Source organism: Leptolinea tardivitalis (assembly GCF_001050275.1).
Classification (GTDB): Bacteria; Chloroflexota; Anaerolineae; order Anaerolineales; family Anaerolineaceae; genus Leptolinea; species Leptolinea tardivitalis.
Map to the genome: position 1 here is coordinate 1 of NZ_BBYA01000002.1, position 17,008 is coordinate 17,008.

14 protein-coding genes are annotated in these 17,008 nt (G+C 49.1%); 7 read left to right on the forward strand and 7 right to left on the reverse strand.

Annotation, left to right across the window (positions count from 1 at the left end):
• The 3 genes from LTAR_RS01410 to LTAR_RS01420 all read right to left on the reverse strand — a co-directional run.
• Window positions 1–1,873 (reverse strand): TIGR03960 family B12-binding radical SAM protein (locus tag LTAR_RS01410; protein WP_062420355.1); only part of this gene is annotated, 1,873 nt, incomplete at its 3' end.
• A gap of 49 nt (window positions 1,874–1,922) precedes the next feature.
• Entirely contained in the window at window positions 1,923–2,714 is a 792-nt protein-coding gene (locus tag LTAR_RS01415; RefSeq protein ID WP_062420356.1) for an SDR family oxidoreductase, read from the reverse strand.
• A 10-nt stretch (window positions 2,715–2,724) separates the two neighbouring features.
• A complete protein-coding gene (locus tag LTAR_RS01420) occupies window positions 2,725–3,009 on the reverse strand; it encodes a DUF503 domain-containing protein (RefSeq protein WP_062420357.1) in 285 nt (94 codons plus the stop codon).
• Between the two features lie 113 nt (window positions 3,010–3,122).
• Here LTAR_RS01420 and LTAR_RS01425 point away from each other — a divergent pair, with 113 nt between their 5' ends.
• Both LTAR_RS01425 and lon read left to right on the forward strand, forming a co-directional pair.
• Entirely contained in the window at window positions 3,123–4,526 is a 1,404-nt protein-coding gene (locus tag LTAR_RS01425) for a bifunctional folylpolyglutamate synthase/dihydrofolate synthase (protein ID WP_062420358.1), read from the forward strand.
• A 33-nt stretch (window positions 4,527–4,559) separates the two neighbouring features.
• Window positions 4,560–7,070, forward strand: a complete 2,511-nt coding sequence (gene lon, locus LTAR_RS01430; RefSeq protein WP_081419736.1) for an endopeptidase La — start codon at window positions 4,560–4,562, stop codon at window positions 7,068–7,070.
• A gap of 52 nt (window positions 7,071–7,122) precedes the next feature.
• Here lon and LTAR_RS01435 read toward each other — a convergent pair whose 3' ends face one another.
• Window positions 7,123–8,358 carry a M23 family metallopeptidase gene (locus tag LTAR_RS01435; RefSeq protein ID WP_062420359.1) on the reverse strand — a complete coding sequence of 412 codons (1,236 nt, stop codon included), beginning with the start codon at window positions 8,356–8,358 and terminating at the stop codon, window positions 7,123–7,125.
• Between the two features lie 143 nt (window positions 8,359–8,501).
• Here LTAR_RS01435 and LTAR_RS01440 point away from each other — a divergent pair, with 143 nt between their 5' ends.
• From LTAR_RS01440 to LTAR_RS01450, 3 genes are read left to right on the forward strand one after another with little or no spacing between them, the layout of a single operon-like run.
• Complete coding sequence (locus LTAR_RS01440) at window positions 8,502–9,155, forward strand: TetR/AcrR family transcriptional regulator (protein WP_062420360.1); 654 nt, start codon at window positions 8,502–8,504, stop codon at window positions 9,153–9,155.
• Window positions 9,156–9,159: 4 nt separating this feature from the next.
• Window positions 9,160–10,095: an ABC transporter ATP-binding protein gene (locus LTAR_RS01445; RefSeq protein WP_062420361.1), complete on the forward strand. Its 936-nt coding sequence runs from the start codon at window positions 9,160–9,162 to the stop codon at window positions 10,093–10,095.
• Window positions 10,079–10,858, forward strand: coding sequence for an ABC transporter permease (locus LTAR_RS01450; RefSeq protein ID WP_062420362.1), 780 nt, complete (start codon window positions 10,079–10,081; stop codon window positions 10,856–10,858). The genes LTAR_RS01445 and LTAR_RS01450 overlap by 17 nt, the downstream gene beginning before the upstream one ends.
• 57 nt (window positions 10,859–10,915) lie before the next feature.
• On the opposite strand, the gene LTAR_RS01455 is transcribed toward LTAR_RS01450, so the two are convergent.
• From LTAR_RS01455 to recG, 3 genes are all read right to left on the reverse strand, one after another.
• Window positions 10,916–11,377 (reverse strand): ATP synthase subunit B family protein, encoded by a 462-nt coding sequence (locus LTAR_RS01455; RefSeq protein ID WP_062420363.1) that lies wholly within the window; start codon window positions 11,375–11,377, stop codon window positions 10,916–10,918.
• A 75-nt stretch (window positions 11,378–11,452) separates the two neighbouring features.
• Window positions 11,453–11,977 (reverse strand): pantetheine-phosphate adenylyltransferase, encoded by a 525-nt coding sequence (coaD, locus tag LTAR_RS01460; RefSeq protein WP_062420364.1) that lies wholly within the window; start codon window positions 11,975–11,977, stop codon window positions 11,453–11,455.
• Window positions 11,978–14,656, reverse strand: a complete 2,679-nt coding sequence (recG, locus tag LTAR_RS01465; RefSeq protein WP_062420365.1) for an ATP-dependent DNA helicase RecG — start codon at window positions 14,654–14,656, stop codon at window positions 11,978–11,980.
• A 48-nt stretch (window positions 14,657–14,704) separates the two neighbouring features.
• Here recG and LTAR_RS01470 point away from each other — a divergent pair, with 48 nt between their 5' ends.
• Complete coding sequence (locus tag LTAR_RS01470) at window positions 14,705–15,688, forward strand: TIGR01777 family oxidoreductase (RefSeq protein WP_081419737.1); 984 nt, start codon at window positions 14,705–14,707, stop codon at window positions 15,686–15,688.
• A gap of 88 nt (window positions 15,689–15,776) precedes the next feature.
• Window positions 15,777–16,994 carry a tyrosine--tRNA ligase gene (tyrS, locus tag LTAR_RS01475; protein WP_062420367.1) on the forward strand — a complete coding sequence of 406 codons (1,218 nt, stop codon included), beginning with the start codon at window positions 15,777–15,779 and terminating at the stop codon, window positions 16,992–16,994.
• Window positions 16,995–17,008: the final 14 nt, after the last annotated feature.

The window sequence follows — 17,008 nt, forward strand, 5'->3', positions numbered from 1 at the left end:
GGGTGGGCGGGCAATTCCATTCGCCCGGTTTGATGCCGGTCTTAATGGCGGCATACGACGTCAAAATTCCACAATTATGGCAGCCTTCCCGGCAGTCATCGCGGATTTCACCCTTGAGACTCATCTCATAATCATGTTTTAAGTATTCCAGCTCTATGCCGCTCCCAAGATGCTGCCAGGGCAGAATTTCATCCAGATCGCGCGGTCGATGGCTGTAAGCAAAAGGATCAATACCGCACTCGGCAAACGCCTGCTGCCACAGGTCAAACCGGAAACAATCCTGCCAGGCATCGAAACGGCAGCCAAGCTCCCAGGCGCGGCGGATCACCTGTGCTGTCCGACGGTCACCGCGGGATAGCCAGGCTTCAAGCAAACTCGATTCGGGGTCAGCCCAGGTCATCTTCAGTCCGGGGCTGCGCAATTCATTGCGCAAAAAAGCCAGTTTCTCCCGGATGGCATCTGTGTTATCACAGGTGGCCCATTGGAAGGGGGTGTGTGGCTTGGGAATGAACGTGCTCACCCCGGCGTGTACTTTTACCCGGCCGCCGATTTTCTTCCGACCGATGGCATAAACCTGTTTGCACAGGTCAGCAATGGCGGCCACATCTTCCATGGTTTCAGATGGATGGCCGATCATAAAATACAGTTTGATGGAAGTCCAACCACGGTCAAATATCTCTCCGGCTGTCTGTAAGAGCTGTTCGGTGGAGACTGGTTTATTAATGATGCGGCGCATGCGTTCTGTAGCCGCCTCAGGAGCGAGTGTGAACCCCCCGGAGGGGCGCAGGTCATGGAGTTCTTCCATAAGATCAACGGAGAAGGATTCAATACGCAGGGAGGGAAGTGAGACAGTAATCTGCCGCCCGGCAAAACGGTCAAGGATGGCCTGTGTCAATTCGGTAATATGCGTATAGTCTGACGAGGATAAAGAGAGAAGAGCCACTTCCTCATAACCGGTCTGTTCCAAAGCTTCTTCGATGGCATTGACCACCTCTTCCACTGGACGTTCTCGCACCGGACGTAAGATATGTCCGGCCTGACAGAAACGGCAGCCCCGGCTGCAGCCGCGCATGATTTCAACAGCCACCCGGTTGTGTACAGTGTCAATATTCGGCACAAGAAAGCGGGTTACCGGAGGAGGCAGCGGAACAGCGAAACGTTTTAATATCTGTACAGGGGCATGAGAGTTATTCGTTTTGAAATCCGTCACCTGTCCGGTAGATGAATATTCCACATTGTAAAAAGATGGGATATACATCCCTTTAATTCCGGCCAGACGTTCCAGTAATTCCTGTTTGGTTCCGCCCGATCTTTTCCATTCCTGCCAGCAGGAGATCAGGTCATCCATCACGGCTTCACCATCACCCAGGAAGAAGGCATCCATAAAGGGTGCCAGAGATTCAGGATTGAATGTCGAGTGGCCGCCGGCAATGATCAATGGATAGGTTTCATCCCGCTCTGCGGACAGAAAAGGCAGTCCGGCAAGATCAAAAGCGTTCAGTACATTCGTATACAGTGTTTCGTATGGAACGGAAACCCCGATGATATCAAATGCTGTCAGTGGATTCTTGCTTTCCAATGAGTAGAGCGGAATACTGGCAGAACGCATTTCATCTTCCATATCCTTCCAGGGAAGGTAGGAACGTTCAGCCAGAGTATCTTCACGGCGATTGATGCAATCGTACAGAATGGAAATACCCAGATTGGGCAGGCCGATATCATAGATTTCCGGGAAGAGCAGCGCCACTCGTGTTTTAACGCTGCGCCAGTCTTTTTGAACCTGATTGTATTCACCGCCTACATATCGGCCGGGTTTTTGCACTTTTAATAACACCCGTTGTAACCGGGAGGATATCTCGGATGAAGAAATCAAACAAAATCTCCTGGAACGTATTATTTAACCGGATGGATTTTACCCGATTTTATAATGTTCCTTTATACATACCGCCATCTACCGGCAGCATTACACCTGTCAAATAGGAAGCTGCAGGAGAAAGAAGAAATACGGCGGATCGGGCAAATTCTTCTGGTGTCGCCATACGTCCTAACGGAGATTCAGCCGATTGCTTGCGCACTTCTTCGTCAATGGTTGTATGGTTGTTGGCCGCACGGATTGACAGCAAATCCGTTACCCGTTCTGTTGTCGTCCAACCGGGAAGGATGGAATTGAAACGGATCCCTTCATGCCCCAGCTCAAGCGCCAGGCTTTTGGTCAGGCCAATGGTGCCCAACCGTAATGAATTGGATAAAATCAGCCCTGAGATAGGCTGCTTGACGGAGATGGATGTGATGGTCAGCACACTGGCTGAATTTGACTTGCGAAGGTGGGGCAGGGCGGATCGGATCAAACGAACATGTGCCAACAGAACGAGGTCAAACGCTTTTTCCCAGGCGGCATCGTCAAAAGAATCAAAATTGCCGGCCGGTGGTCCGCCCGTGTTGGTAACCAGCAGATCAAGCGCTCCAAAATGGTTGATGGTCTGTGCCACAAGAAAATCAGGCACACCGGGATCAGCCATATCACCGGCCAGGGGGATGATTTCACCACCAGTCTCTGATCGCAGGGTTTCTGCCGCTTTGTTCAACCTTTGGGGATCACGGCTGTTGATGGCCAGACGTGCACCTTCCAGAAGAAGCTGTCTGGCAGTAGCATACCCCAGTCCTTTACTGGCTCCGGTAATAAGGGCGACCTTATTTTTTAATCCAAGGTCCATTGTGTGCTCCTTACACGCATTCTATGCGGTATTGAAGAATTTCGATATCCGGCCAATGTGAGGCGGTGAAATCAACAACTTTTTGGAGGAAAGCCTGCACCTCGCCATTGTTTGTACTTAAAGCTGCACACTGGATCAAAGCTTCTTCATGTTGATCAAGCCGTCCCGTTTCTGCGGCGGCGATATTGAATTCACGATGGAGACGGGCGATGATGGGTTGTACCCGGCTGCGTTTCTGTTTCAATGAATGACAGTCAGGAATGGAAAGGTGAAGAGTGAGCAGTCCAATGGCCATAGGGCACCTTCATTCATTGTAGGGAAATCCGTTCATCTGTCAAACTGGAGTCAAACAGCTTGCATAAACACCTCCGCATGGTTACAATCTTCTGTCAGAATCGAAGGAACCACATGGACAATACCGAAAAGAAATACCAGGAAAATCTGGATTACCTGTATAAATTTGTTGATTACAGTCTGACCCGCAATCTGCAATATTCACCTGAAAAGTTCAATCTGGACCATATGCGCGAGCTGGCAGAGGCGCTGGGTAATCCGCAGAATGCCTTTCCGGTAATCCATATCGCCGGGACAAAAGGGAAAGGATCCACGGCGGCCATGATCGCCTCCATATTGATGGCAGCTGATTATCGGACCGGCTTTTACATTTCACCGCACTTGCAGGATTTTGCCGAACGTATTCAGGTGAATAATCTGCCGATTCCACATGCCGCATTCAACAGGCTGGTTGATGAAGTCAGACCGCATGTCGAAAAGATCGGACGTTTGACGACCTTCGAGATCACTACGGCGCTGGCCTTTGAAGCTTTCCGCAAACAACATGTGGATGTTGCCGTTGTTGAAACCGGCCTGGGCGGACGGCTTGATTCAACCAATATTGTTGACCCGGTTCTGTCGGTTATTACGTCTCTGTCAATGGACCACATGAAAATTCTGGGAGATACATTGGAAGAGATTGCCGCGGAAAAAGCCGGGATCATAAAACCAGGCAAACCGGTTGTCTCAGCACCGCAACAGTCGAATGCCCTGGCGGTATTGGAAACGAGGGCAGAAGAAACTGGCAGCAAGTTCATAGTAGTTGGACGTGATGTTAAAACAAAGGTGTTAAAACACACGCTGGATGGGCAATGGTTTGAAGTGAGAGTTACCCCTCATGAAGGGGAGCGCACGCAGAAACACCTTCCTGCAAGCGGGAATGGGGAACATGGAAATTTATTCCCCCGGGAATATGAAAAAGGGGTGGATTTCTTTATTCCTTTGTTGGGGCAGCATCAGGTGGATAATGCCGCGACGGCAATTGCAGCTATCATGCAGCTGCGTCAACTCGGGTTTGAGATCAGCGAGAAAGCAATGGAAGATGGGCTGGCACATGTTGTCTGGCCATGCCGCTTTGAGATTTTGAGCCGAAATCCTTTGCTTGTGGTTGATTCGGCGCATAATCGTGATTCAGCTCACAAGTTGCGTCAGGCCATTGAAGATTATTTCCCGGGAAAACCAGTCACCTTGATATTTGGGGCATCGGAAGATAAAGATATATCTGGCATGTTTGCTGAATTACTACCGATCTGTTCGCGATTGATCGTTACCCGATCCACACATCCGCGTGCTGCGGATATCAATACTCTGATAAAATCGGCTGGCTCATACTCCTGCGCGGTGATTTCAGCCGAAACTGTGGAGATAGCCCTGCAATTCAGTATAGACCCGGGCGAACCAGACGGCGTAGTTCTGGCAGCTGGAAGTCTGTTTGTAGCTGCAGCTGTCCGTTCAGCCTGGTTCAACAGACAGAAGTAAATTGAGTCATAATGATTGACAGAGAGAATTAATATGGACGAATGGAATACGGGAAACGGTAACGACGAATATTCAGCCGCTTTACATCAACGGACGGAAGAACTGTACCGCATTCCGAATGCTGTCAGCGATGATGAAGGCATCATCGAACTTCCAGGTGTTGTGCTCACCGATCTGGTCATCTTTCCGCGTCTTACACTCCCGGTTTTTCTAACACCCGGACCAAATCTGCTGGCCATTGAAGAGGCGCAGGAAAATGTTGAACCCGTTATCGGATTGATGAAGCGCGAATGGGAATTGGAATTTCCTGATTCAGGAAAGTATCTGGGTATTGGTATTGAAATGGTAGTTGGACGTATTCTTACCATGCCCGATGGCAATAGCTCTGCCCTGGTGCAAGGTCGGCGGCGGGTCGAAATTGTGGAAGTACTGGAAGATGGCCCTTTCCCTCGGGTTCGCGCCAAAATCATTGAGGAATCTGTGCGGGTAACCCGCCGAATTGACGCCCTCATGCGCACCACTCGCGATCTGTTTGAACGCTGTGTGCAGCTTGACCGCAGCCTTCCGGAAGAAGCTCATCTGGTTGCCATGAACATCAACGAACCCGGCTGGCTGGCGGATATGATCTGCACATCCATTTCCCTGTCTGTGCATGAACGCCAGAAGCTGCTGGTAATCCTGGACCCTGAAGAACGGCTGAAAAGGGTCAACTGGCTGCTGGCACAGGAGCTGGATGTATTGCAATTGGAAGATGAAATCCAGACACGTGTGCAGAGTGAGGTTGACCGCAGTCAGCGTGAATTTTATCTGCGCGAACAGATGAAGGCCATCCAGACGGAACTTGGCGAAGGGGATATCTGGACTCGCGAAATTAATGAATTAAAAGAAAAAATTCAGACGACTGACCTTCCTACGGAAGCCCGGTCAGCGGCACTGAAAGAGATTGAACGCCTAAATCAGATGCCTCAAATGGCACCGGAAGTTGGAATTATCCGAACATATCTTGATTGGATATTGGAACTTCCGTGGAATGTTTCCACAGAAGACAATCTGGATGTCAAGCACGCGGCGGAAATTCTGGAAAACTATCATTATGGGCTTGGAAAGGCAAAGGACCGCATTTTGGAATATATTGCAGTTCGCAGCCTGAAACCTAAGAAAGACCGCCAGCCGATTCTGTGCTTTGTGGGACCTCCGGGTACCGGCAAGACGTCACTGGGGCGTTCCATTGCAGAAGCTCTGGGACGCAAATTTGTGCGGTTATCGCTGGGAGGCGTGCGCGATGAAGCTGAAATTCGCGGTCACAGGCGCACGTATATCGGTGCATTACCGGGACGCATTCTTCAGACCATGCGGCGGGCAGGATCCATCAATCCACTCTTCATGTTGGATGAAATTGACAAGTTGGGTGCTGATTTCCGCGGCGATCCCTCAGCGGCTTTGTTAGAAGTGTTGGATCCGGAACAGAATAATGCGTTCTCCGATCATTATCTAGAGCTTTCCTTCGATCTTTCGAAGGTGATGTTCATCACCACAGCCAACAGTATGACCACCGTACCGCCGGCTCTTATGGATCGTATGGAATTAATCGAATTCCCCGGTTATATTGAAGAAGAAAAAGTTGAGATTGCCCGGCGGTTCCTGATACCCCGGCAGTTGGAAGAGAGCGGGCTGGAAGAGCATGAAACCCGCCTTCAAGAAGTTGCGCTTCGCAAGATTATCCGGGAATACACCTATGAAGCCGGCGTTCGTAATCTGGAACGTGAAATTGGCCGAACATGCCGTAAGATTGCCCGGTTGAAATCCGAAAAGAAAAAGTTTCCACGCCAGATCACCCCGACTGTTATTGAGAAATTCCTCGGTCCGCCAGAATTCTTCCAGACCGAAGCAGAACGGACAGATGAAGTTGGAGTGGCCACAGCCATTGCCTGGACGGAAAACGGCGGCGAGATTATGCCGGTGGAAGTGTTGATCCTTGATGGAAAAGGCAACATGCAGATAACCGGTCAGGTTGGGGATGTAATGCAGGAATCGGCACAGGCGGCTTTTTCCTATATGAAATCACGCTGCCATGAATTAATGATTGATCCCGAAGAATTTGAGCATCTGGATATTCATATCCATATCCCCGAAGGTGCCATACCCAAGGATGGCCCCAGCGCCGGCATCACCATTGCCACTTCACTCATTTCTGCCATCACCGAACGTCCAATTTACAAGGATGTGGGGATGACCGGAGAAATCACCCTCCGCGGACGGGTGCTCCCTATTGGAGGACTTAAGGAGAAGATTCTGGCCGCCCACAGGGCTGGTCTCAAACGCGTACTGATACCGGTAAGAAATCAGAAAGACCTGGTAGATGTGCCAAAGAAGGTGCTGTCTGATTTGAAGATCATCCCGGTGATGCATATGGATCAGGTATTAGAAGTGGCTCTGCACCCACCCGTAGAGCGCAAGCCTCGTCTGCGTGCAGATAAGAAATCAGTAAAGAAACGTGCCGCAAAAAAAGCGGAAAAGACAGAGACCACCCAGCCTGCCTCCTGATTGTATTCTGGTTAAGGACCTCATTACCATTTGATAATGGGGTCTTTTTTTATCATGGGAATTCTGCTGGAGAAAAGGCTCTGGACCACACCTGCGCATAGGTTCCATTCGGATCCCCAAACGGATCAACACCTGTGTTGCCTACATCGAGGTGAACATGTGGTGCGCCAACATCTTTGCCAGTCCGTCCATTCGTTCCGATGATCTGACCGTTAAAGACTTCCTGTAATTCTGTGATTAAAATGGTATCCAGATGACTATAGGTGACGGATTGAGGAATATTATCGATCATAACCACAACCTGATTCCCCATAGTCTCTGATTTCCTGGCGGCTGCCATGCCGAATCCCATGGACAGGACAAAATCACCTTTCTGCCCGCCAATATCCACACCATCGAGATTGTCGGTCATCTTGTTGGGCGGATGGTTGTATGTTTTCGGTGTCAATCCCGTACGGCCGCGCCAATCCAGGCCGTATCCAATACGCGGATCATGGTCAAAGAAACTGTAAATATATGGTGACCCTTTCAACGGGGGATAGGGCAGAAAGCCTTGCATTAACCCGATCAACATTGGTTCATTATCAGCTGTGACATTGAATGTATTGGAAAGCTTCATGAGATTTGTCTGGACCAGGTGCTGTTCGGGTACTTTGACTCCATGCATCTCATATGCAGGAATTGTGACTGATTTAACATAGCGGTTCTGGTAACTCATCGTTCCCACTTTTTCTTCACGGGCATCGGATATGGTCAATCCGACTGCATCACCCAGACGAATAGACTCATTGGCCATCGAGAAATTCCCCTCGGCATCAGACACAGCGCACATGGATACGGTCTTCTTCAAGGTGGCACAAACCTGAAAACCGGAGAGGCCGGGTTCCATGATTGTGATGGTCGTGCCATCTTTTGTAAGGGGATGGAAAAGAATATATCTCTCGAGAACCTTAACCAGATCAGGGTTCTGACGAAAGCGGGGATTTTTCGGATGGATCAGGCCGTCATAATACTTCATCTCGATATTATTCCGGGATCCTGATCCATCAATGTCAAAGAATAAAGTTCCCTGTAAGGTTACAGGCAAGGGAGTCGCTGTTGATGTGGGTGAAGGGAGCGGTGTGGCCGTGCGGGTAGGTCTTGGTGTTGAAGTGAATGGCACTTCTGTTGGCCGGGCAGCAGTTTCTAAGGATTTTTCGGTTTGTTGGCTCTGCGGCGATGTGCAGGCATACAGGATGAAAACCAATATGACAATAGCGGAAAAAAGGGTAAGCCTTTTCTTGCTCATTTTCCCCTCCACTTTTGATTATGAGACAGTCATATCACTATTTATTATAGGATATCGAAAAAAAAGTATTCCACTTTTCAGAAAAATGTGCTAAACTAGCAGTGACTAAAAAACTAAAATAGTCATAGGGTTACAGGTGAACAATGCCAAAATGGTTTTCTGAAATTGAAAAAGAAACAATCCGGCAGAAACTGATTGATCAGGGATACCGGCAATTTTCCCAATTTGGTTTTAAAAAAACCAACGTAGATGAAATAGCCAAGGCAGCAGGAATATCCAAGGGAGCTTTCTACCGGTTCTATGAATCCAAAGAAATGCTGTTCATGGATGTGATCGAACAGGTGGAACAGAAAGGCCGGGTTGAAATCATGACGGTTATCGAAGAGACGGGGCCGTCACCACGTGCCCGGTTGTATACCATCTTGAAGAAAGCTTTTGATCTGTTTGGCGAACTGCCTATCCTGCATTTCTTTACCAGCAGCGACTTTGACATGATTGCCACAGGCGTTCCTGCTCAAAAATTTCAAGAACATATTGCCAGTGATCAGGGTTTTTTCGACGAGCTATTTTCCCGCTGCCAAAAGGCTGGTATTCCCATCAAGGTGACATCAACCGAGATGGTCAACCTGCTGTACCCGCTGGTCATTGCCTTTCTGATGAAAAACAAACTGGATGGAAAGGGATTTGGATCGAATATCGATAGTCATCTTGAATTGATCGCCGCATATTGCCTGGGTGAAGTCACATTGCAGTTCACCACACCAGAGAGTGTGTTTGAAGAAAAAAAGAAGGGATGAAAGAATGAATTTGATTGAAACAGAAAATCTCGGAAAGACATATGGAAACGTCAAAGCCGTCGAGGGTCTTTCCCTCAAAGTTTCCGAGGGAGAAATTTATGCATTTCTCGGCTTGAATGGGGCAGGCAAGACAACCACCATTCGCATGCTTCTCGGCATGATACGGCCAACTGAAGGCCGGGCTGCGGTTCTGGGAACGCACGTACAACCGGGAGCCTGTCACCTCTGGCAGGATGTCGGTTATCTGGTGGAGACGCCGCATGCCTATCCTGAATTGACTGTTCGCGAAAACCTTGAAGTTGCGCGGCAATTGCATCCCGGTACACCTGCAAAGGCGGTCGATTCCATAATCGAACGATTGGGATTGAGTTCCTATGCTGACCGGCGGGCTGATGTCCTATCGCTGGGGAATGCCCAGAGGCTTGGACTGGCAAAAGCGTTGATCCATAAGCCGAGACTTCTCTTTTTGGATGAGCCGGCCAATGGTCTGGATCCGGCCGGCATCGTTGAGATTCGTGAATTGCTCTTTGAACTGACCCGAAATGAAGGGGTTACGGTGTTTATGTCTAGCCACATATTGGCCGAGGTATCCCGGTTGGCCGGGAGGATTGGCATTATCCACAATGGACACCTTATTCAGGAAATGAATATGGAAGAAATGGAAAAAAAACGTCAGCGCCGATTGCTTGTACAAACACGGAATAACCAGCCTGCCATGCAGGTTCTTCAATCTGTCGGGAAAAAGACCTGTGTTCCGTTGAATGGAACCCTGGTCTTGAATGATGACGAATCGATTAATATGCCGGACAGGGTCAATCAGATCCTGGTACAGGCAGGTTTCCCACCGACTCGTCTGCTGGTAGAAGAAGAAGAATTGGAAGATTATTTCCTCCGACTCGTTGGGGTTGGAAAAGGAATGGAAAATGGAAAATCTCATTAATATGATTCAGTTGGAATGGCTTAAAGCATATCGTTCGCGTATCCCGTTATGGACGACTATTGGAGCGATATTCCTTCCATCAGCTGTTGCCCTGATGATCATCATCTCGCGCAACCCTGAGGTTTCACGAAAACTTGGTGTGATCAGTGCCAAAGCGGACCTAATTGCATTTTCGGCCACTGATTGGTCTGCTTATCTGATACTGACGGCTCAGATTCTGGCGGCAGCCGGTTTCTTTATGTTTGTGGTCATACTGGCCTGGATATTTGGGCGTGAATTTGCGGATGGCACCCTCAAGGATCTGCTGGCTGTTCCGGTTCCGCGTACCATCATCCTGCTGGCAAAATTTCTGGTTTTTATTAGCTGGTCTTTTATCATGACACTGGTCATCCTTATCGTAAGTCTACTCACGGGAGCTATCATAGGTTTGCCCGGTGGATCGAATGGGATTATCTGGCAGGGGAGTCTGATAGTGCTGGCAACGGCTGGAATGGTGATGCTGGTTGTCATTCCATTTGCCCTGCTTGCCAGTGTGGGCAGGGGATACCTTCTGCCGTTGAGCATGGGCGTATTAACGTTGATTCTGGCAAATGTGGCGGCTGCCCTGGGAAGGGGTGATGTTTTTCCCTGGAGCATCCCTGGTTTGTATTCACAAAACACCGGGATGACCACATCCATAAGCTATATCATTGTTTTGATAACAGGTCTGCTCGGGTGGTATTTCACCAATATGTGGTGGAGCAAGTCTGATCAAAACCGATAATCCAAAAAACGAAAAAAACAGCCCGAATTTTCCGGGCTGTTTTTTGGTGATATCAAATTATTTTCCTTTGGCCTGTTTTTCACTCTGCAACGTACGGATACCGTTGCGTACCTGCGTAAGAGAACGTTCCATTTCCATCTCGAGTTTAGAGAGGGATTGGAGAACATATTCATCCGCCTCCATGCGGGTATTTTCTGCTTCGGCTTTGGCATCATTGATGATCTGATTTGCACGTGTTTGGGCAGCCTGCACCAGTGAATCTTGCTGGATAAGCTGCTCTCCTTTTTCTCGAGCCAGTGCAAGCGTCCGGTTGGCTTCTTCCTGTGCCTGCGCCATGATGCGATCTCGCTGGGCCAGTAATTGTTGGGCTTTTTTGATTTCATCTGGTATGGAAACCCGCATCTGGTCGATCAGATCCAGCATGCGATCTTCATCCACAACCACACTGTGGGTGAACCAGATCGATCGGCTTTCGTTGAACAATTCTTCCAGGCGGTCAACCAGATGTAAAATATCCATACCAACCTCCCAAGCGTACGCTGTGCCTTAAGTTGCAAGGAATGGGCCAGGCAGTCATCACCTTCCGGCCAGGGTTTAATCTCTTAAGGATGTCATGTGAATGTTGGTGCGTCCGTCCGCAATTTCAATAAATTTGTTTGTCAATGCTTCTGCCACATGAGGGGGAACCATGGTGGAAATATCGCCACCTAGAGACGCAATTTCACGAACCGTTGTAGAGGAAAGAAAGGTGTGTTCTTCATTGGTAATTAACGCCACTACTTCAATTTCCGGTGACAGGCGGTGGTTGGCGAGTGCCATTCTAAATTCATATTCAAAGTCTGAGAAAACCCGCAGACCGCGAACGATCACTTTGGCATCAATCTGTTTGGCAAAATCGACAGTCAATTTATTGTAGCCAACCACATTGATTCTGGGTTCATTTTCAAAGGTCTTTTTTGCCAGCGTCATGCGTTCTTCGGGTGAAAAAAGCATGTTTTTGAGGGACTTGTTGTATACGCCTACGATCACTTCATCGAAAAGTCTGGATGCCCGCCAGGCGATATCAATATGCCCGTAATGGATCGGGTCAAACGTTCCGGGGAAAAATGCGCGAATCATTTAGCTAACGTCTCCTTTGCCATTGCCCCAGAAATCACTCAAGGCTCCGGCAAGTTTCTTGTTTTCTGGATTATCCAGGGATGGATCAGTTTCAAAAACTTTCTGAGCGTGATGCCGTGCCAGTTCAATCAACCGGATATCCGTCAACTTGGCCATTCGAAGGTCGGCAAAACCAGATTGTCTTGTCCCGAGGAAATCGCCGGGCCCGCGCTGCTGCAGGTCTCTTTCGGCAAGGATGAACCCATCATTGGTTTCTTCCATCACTGCCAGACGTTCATTTTCGATGGCGGTATCAGAATCGGGGATAAGCAAACAGTATGACTGGGCATCACCCCTGCCAACCCGTCCACGGAACTGGTGAAGCTGGGAAAGACCGAAGCGATTGGCACTTTCAATCAACATTACTGTGGCATTGGGAACATCCACACCGACTTCAACAACCGAAGTGGATACCATGATTTTTGTCTCTCCATCACGGAAGGCATTCATGACAGCATCTTTTTCTTCCGGTTTCAAGCGCCCATGCATCAAACCGAGTTTGTAATTGGGGAAAATCTCTGTTTGCAGCCGATCGTATTCCTGGACGGCGGCGTTATTCTCATCACTGTCTTCACCCTGTTCGACCAATGGATAAATGATGAATGCCTGAAAGCCTTTGTCCACCTGTTTGCGGATCAGCTGGTAGGCGCGTTCTCGTTCCAATGGGTGTAAAACATGAGTTTCGATGGGCAGGCGTCCCCGGGGCATCTCATCCATTACAGACAGGTCAAGATCGCCGTAGATTGTCAGAGCAAGAGAGCGGGGAATGGGTGTGGCTGTCATCACCAGCAGATGGGGATTATCCCCTTTCTGCCGTAATGCAGCGCGCTGGGCTACGCCAAAGCGGTGCTGCTCATCGATAACCGCCAATTGAAGCTGCTTGAATGTAACCGGATCTTCGATTAGAGCGTGAGTACCGACAATGATCTTGATGGTTCCGTCTGCCAGTGCCTGGCGGATTTCAGCTTTCTCTGTTTCGGAGGTATCTCCAATGAGCAGGCGAATTTCTTCCGGTTTCAACGGTGCATTGTCGCCTTCTGTCAACAGGCGGCTCAATCCGCGGAAATGCTGGTCGGCCAGAATACTGGTGGGCGTCATGAAGGCAGATTGTGCCCCTTCACGAGTGATGAAAAGGGCGGCCAGCGCAGCCACGATAGTCTTTCCGGAGCCTACATCACCCTGTAACAGGCGATTCATGGGGCGGCCGGATGCCAGATCTGCCTGGATATCGGCCACTGCTTTCTTCTGGGCAGAGGTCAATTCGTAAGGCAGACGGGCAATTTGTTCATCCAACCAGCCTTCAGGCGATGTAAATACCCGGGCTGTGTTGGATTGCCATAAGGCTTTCTGACGGAGGACGCCCATTTGGAGGAGGAAGATTTCATCAAAAGCAATCCTTCGGCGGGCGTTATCAAGCTCTTGTAGTGAATCTGGGAAATGTACCTGTTGAAGGGCATCGGGAAGAGTTGTCAGATTGGCATCGTTACGGATTGAATCAGGCAGGTAATCGGTTACCCGGCGGGCATTGAAATCGACAGTTTGTTTCATTACCCGGCGCATAAATTTCTGTGTGATTCCAGCCGTGAGCGGGTAAACCGGACTGATGCGGTTCGTTGACAGATTCTCCGCTTCCAGCGGTTCTATTTCAGGGTTATCCATCATCAATCGCCCGAGATACTGCTTTACCGTACCGCTGACGGATACCTGATCTCCTGGATGATACTGATTGACAAGGAAACGCCGGTTGAACCAGGTGATGCGCAGATTGCCGGTTGAATCACCTATGACGGCTTCTACGATGCAAACCTTGCCGCTGCGGGCATCTCGGGCATGAATGGACTGGATCGTGCCGATCACCGTCAATGTATCGCCGTACATGATGCGGTTGATGGTTTTAGCCTGGCTGAAATCATGATAATCGCGCGGAAAGTTATACAACAAATCTTTCAGCGTATGCAGGTTCAGGTTGTGCAGCTTTTTGGCTGTTTCCTCGCCAATGCCATTAATTACAGTCAAAGGGGCATTAAGGGTGACTGGCGTAAGGGAATCGGGAAGGTGCGAACCAGGTGTTACCCGTCGAGGAGATACCGTTTCTCGATGGATCGGGGTTGTAGTGTGATGAATTGTCCGTGATGCCTGGTTGTGGAGATGGGCAGATGGAGCCTCGGAATTTGTTGGAGCCGGGATTTCTTCATTTTTCGGAGCAGGGGTGGCTTTGTGTACCGGGGGAGTGGCAACAGGTTTTTGAACCGGCTGTGGTACTGTATGAGGTTTTGATGGAGCAGAAACGGAGCCTGCCGCCGGCCTGGATACAGTATTCAAAGGGCCAGTAGATTTGCGAACCGGAGTCAAAGGACCGGTCGGTTTCTTTACAGACTGCGCAGGCGGCAGGGAAATGCCATCCAGATGAATATTCAGCTCCTGAATGATGTCCTGCCTGCGGCCGCCTTCTGCTGTGCTGTATTCTTCGAGGAGTTCCGTAACAGTTTTGATGGTATCAGCCGGTATGGATAGTGACCGGGCTTCGTTTTCCCAGTAAGGAACTACTTTATGCAATCCGCCAATGATGGCTGTGTTCTTAAAACCGCGTTCTTTTTCGAGGTTTAAAAATTTGGATAATGATTCAACAATTGATGGCATTAGAAGATTTTACCTTAATTAGCTGTTTCAAGTTTATCTGCCTGAGTAATGATGCAGATACTTGCCTTTTCACGCCCTGCCTGTACAATGGGATCAGGGATTGTACGAATGTCACTGGCATTGATCAGCGGTGGAAGCGGACTGATTGGCACCGCCCTGGCTCGATCGCTTCTTGTTCGAGGACACCGGGTTGTAATTTTAACGCGGAATTCAACAAAACAACCTACATATGGAGAGAGCGTTGTATGGGATGGGATTCATCCTGGACCCTGGATGGATTGGATAGGGAAAGCGGATTGGGTAGTAAATCTGGCGGGGGAAAACATCGGTGCTAAACCCTGGACGGAACGGCGCTGGCAGGAAATTCGGGAGAGTCGTGTATTTCCCGGTGAATTGTTGACAGAAGCCGTTATTCGATCGCCTGTTCGTCCATCAACATTTCTTCAAATGTCAGCCATTGGGTATTATGGCATCCAATCACCATCGGATAAATCTTCCTGGGACGAAACAACACCACCCGGTAATGATCGTTTGGCAAATCTATGCAAGGAATGGGAATCAAGTTCAGCCAAACTCGAATCACATAATGTCCGTCGGTTGATCATTCGCACTGGTCTGGTGCTTTCACACAGGGGTGGGGTGTTGCCGCGGCTTGTTCTTCCCTACCGGTTTTTTATAGGTGGTTCGTTGGGCGGCGGCCGGCAGATCTATTCATGGATCCATCTGGATGATCTGGTTCAGGGGATGCTTTTCTTGCTGGAAAATCCAGAAGCCAGAGGTCTGTATAACCTGACTTCACCGCAACCTGTGACTCAACACGAATTTGGGTGCATGATTGGCAGGGTATTACGCAGGCCGCATTGGATTTCTGTTCCTGCCATAATCATAAAGTTGATCCTGGGAGAGATGTCAACGCTTGTATTGGATGGCCAACGCGTTTTACCAGCCCGGCTGCTGCGTGACACCACCTTTCAATTTGCATTTCCCTCCATAGAATCGGCATTGGCCAATATTTACCAAAATCGAATCTGAACTTGCCGATTTTTCTCTATCGCCATACTGGTATAATCGGAGCGGAAAAATTCAGCGCCGGCGGCGCTTTAAGGTTGCGGAGGATACGGTGAATATTGACGATCAAGTAGAGTTGTTCATGCAAGGCACCGAATACGGGGATGAAGCCCTGAAACAGGCTATGAAGACGGAATTGAAACAACGTCTTCTGGAGGCTGAAAAAGAACACCGGCCGCTGCGTATTTATTGTGGTTTTGATCCGCGAAAAGCCGACCTACACCTGGGACATACGGTCCCTATGAATAAATTACGCCAATTTCAGGATTGTGGGCATGAAGTGACTTTTCTGATTGGCAATTTCACTTCTCTGATCGGAGATCCATCAGACAAGGATATTCTGCGTCCGCAATTAACCCCGGAAGAGGTGGCCGAAAACGGACGTACTTATGCCGAACAGGCCTTCCGTATTTTGGATCCGAAAAAGACGATCATCCGCTATAATGCCGAATGGTTGTCAAAACTTTCCTTTGCTGACCTGATCAAGCTGGCGTCCAATTTTACGGTGCAGCAATTCCTTACACGCGAGAATTTCAAACTTCGTTGGGAAAAAGGCGATGCTATTTACCTGCATGAAACATTCTACTCTATCATGCAGGGATACGATGCCTATGCTATGCGGTCTGATGTACAGGTGGGAGGCACTGACCAGCTTTTCAATATTGTCACGGCAGCCCGCAAGGTTATGACCTATATGGGTGAGAAACCCAATATTGCCATCATTCTCGGCATTCTGCCGGGAACCGACGGTGTTGTTAAAATGAGCAAATCACTCGGGAATCACATTCCTATCAATACAAATGCAGAAGATATGTTTGGCAAGGTGATGAGCATACCTGATTCTGCGATGCCGACCTATTCTCGCCTTATTACGCGATGGACCCCGGCAGATATCAAAGTGATCGAAGATGGACTGAAGGACGGTTCACTGCATCCGCGTGATGCTAAGATGAAATTGGCCCGTGAAGTGACAGCCTCTTTCTATGGTGAATCAGAAGCTGACCAGGCACAGGATGCTTTCATTCGTCTGTTCCAAAAACACGATGTACCTGATGAAGTTCCGGAAACTATAATCTCTCGTGATCAATCATTGCTAGACATACTGGTTGCCTGTCAGTTGGTTGGTTCGCGAAGCGACGGCCGCCGTATGGTGGAACAGAAGGGTGTAAAACTTGACGGTGTGGTATTAACCGATGGAAAAGAACCCCTACAGCATGAAGGTGTATTGCAGGTGGGAAAACGCCACTTTGTGCGTGTCAAGTTTGCCTGATCTGTAACCAGAGT

Coding starts and splice junctions, on each gene's coding strand:
- LTAR_RS01415 (WP_062420356.1), bottom strand. CDS start 2,714: ATGGACCTTGGATTAAAAAATAAGGTCGCCCTTATTACCGGAGCCAGT.
- LTAR_RS01420 (WP_062420357.1), bottom strand. CDS start 3,009: ATGGCCATTGGACTGCTCACTCTTCACCTTTCCATTCCTGACTGTCAT.
- LTAR_RS01425 (WP_062420358.1), top strand. CDS start 3,123: ATGGACAATACCGAAAAGAAATACCAGGAAAATCTGGATTACCTGTAT.
- lon (WP_081419736.1), top strand. CDS start 4,560: ATGGACGAATGGAATACGGGAAACGGTAACGACGAATATTCAGCCGCT.
- LTAR_RS01435 (WP_062420359.1), bottom strand. CDS start 8,358: ATGAGCAAGAAAAGGCTTACCCTTTTTTCCGCTATTGTCATATTGGTT.
- LTAR_RS01440 (WP_062420360.1), top strand. CDS start 8,502: ATGCCAAAATGGTTTTCTGAAATTGAAAAAGAAACAATCCGGCAGAAA.
- LTAR_RS01445 (WP_062420361.1), top strand. CDS start 9,160: ATGAATTTGATTGAAACAGAAAATCTCGGAAAGACATATGGAAACGTC.
- LTAR_RS01450 (WP_062420362.1), top strand. CDS start 10,079: ATGGAAAATCTCATTAATATGATTCAGTTGGAATGGCTTAAAGCATAT.
- LTAR_RS01455 (WP_062420363.1), bottom strand. CDS start 11,377: ATGGATATTTTACATCTGGTTGACCGCCTGGAAGAATTGTTCAACGAA.
- coaD (WP_062420364.1), bottom strand. CDS start 11,977: ATGATTCGCGCATTTTTCCCCGGAACGTTTGACCCGATCCATTACGGG.
- recG (WP_062420365.1), bottom strand. CDS start 14,656: ATGCCATCAATTGTTGAATCATTATCCAAATTTTTAAACCTCGAAAAA.
- LTAR_RS01470 (WP_081419737.1), top strand. CDS start 14,705: ATGATGCAGATACTTGCCTTTTCACGCCCTGCCTGTACAATGGGATCA.